Annotated in this window: 1 protein-coding gene; it reads right to left on the bottom strand. The window is 78.7% G+C overall.

The window, feature by feature from the left end:
• Positions 1-7: 7 nt before the first annotated feature.
• Positions 8-1,354 (bottom strand): sensor histidine kinase, encoded by a 1,347-nt coding sequence (locus ETD83_RS41800; RefSeq protein WP_230421546.1) that lies wholly within the window; start codon positions 1,352-1,354, stop codon positions 8-10.
• Positions 1,355-1,466 lie beyond the last annotated feature (112 nt).

Genomic DNA, 1,466 nt, shown 5'->3' with positions numbered 1-1,466 from the left:
ACCCGGATCACGCGATCCCCTCCCTCTGCTCCTGCTCCTCGCCGGGCCCGCCCAGCGGCAGCCGCGCCCACACCCGGAACCCGCCCGCCGGGCCCGGTCCCGCCGTCATCTCCCCGCCGACCGACGCGGCGCGCTCGCGCATGCCGCGCAGCCCGTTCCCGCCCGGGTCGCCCGAGCCGGGGGCGGGACCGGAGCCGTCGTCGTCGACCTGCACGATCACCGCGCCCGGCACCCGGCGCACCTCCACGGTCACCGTAGCGGCGCCCGAATGGCGGACGGCGTTGGTCAGCGCCTCCTGCACGATCCGGTACCCGGCAAGCCCGACCGGCGCGGGCAGCCCCTCCAGCGCCGCCAGCGCCCCCGCGCCTGCGGAACCGGCGTCGGCAGGCGCGGCGCCGGATTCGGAGGCGCCGGCGAGGTCGCCGGCCCGGCGGACGGTCAGCCCGGCCGCCGCGGTCTGCTCCAGCAGCTCGACCACCCGCGCCAGCGACGGCTGCGGCGCCACCGGCCCGCCGCCCGCCGCGTCGGCGTCGGCGGCGTCGACCTGCCGCAGCACGCCCAGCACCCCGCGCAGCTCCCGCAGCGTCTCCTTGCTCGCCGCCTTGATCGCCTCCAGCGCCGCGTAGGCGCGGTCGGGTTCGTCGCGGCGGTGCAGCGCCGCGCCCGCCTGCACGTTGATCAGCGAGATCTGGTGGGCGAGGACGTCGTGCAGCTCCCGGGCGATCCGCAGCCGCTCGGCGATCGCGCGGCGGCGCGCCTCCTCCTCCCGGGTCCGCTCGGCCTCGGCGGCGCGCCGCTCGGCTGCCTCGGCCCGGGCGTGGCGGCTGCGCACGTGCAGCCCGAGCCCCACGGCCAGCAGCAGCCCCAGCGACAGCGACGCCACGCCCCGCGCGTCCACGACCGCCTCCGGGTCGCCGCCGTCCTCGCCGCCGCGCGCCAGCGACACGGCCAGGAACCCCGCGTTGACCACGATCACCGCGCCGAGCGCGACCGCGAGCCCGCACTCCACGGCCGCGGTGAACAACGCCACCCACAGCACCAGCGCGATCGGCCCGTCCGGATAGCCCAGCGGGTAGTACATCGGCGGCGCGATCGTCGCCACGACCAGCACCGCGATGGGGTAGCGGCGCCGCACCGCCAGCGCGAGCGTCGCGACCAGGATGATCGCGAACCCGCCCGGCCACAGCGCGCGGTCCTCGGGCTTCTCGGCCTGCACGCTCATCACCAGCGTGGCGACCATGGCCGCGACCGCGAACACCGCGTCGGCGGTCTGCCCGCGCGGCCACCGCACCGCCGCGCGGACGGCGCCCGGGGGCGGGCGCTGGCGCTCGGGAGGCGCCGGGGACTCGGTCACGCGCCAACCGTAGTTCAGCCGCCGCCCCGCCCGCGCCCCACCCAAGATCACCCGGCGACCGGGCCGGACGTCCCGGGCCCGGCGGGATACGCCGCGGACGCCGGTGTTACTG

It is taken from the genome of Actinomadura soli (assembly GCF_005889715.1).
In the GTDB taxonomy this organism is placed as follows: Bacteria; Actinomycetota; Actinomycetes; order Streptosporangiales; family Streptosporangiaceae; genus Spirillospora; species Spirillospora soli.
This window is presented reverse-complemented; position numbering and strand designations above follow the sequence as displayed.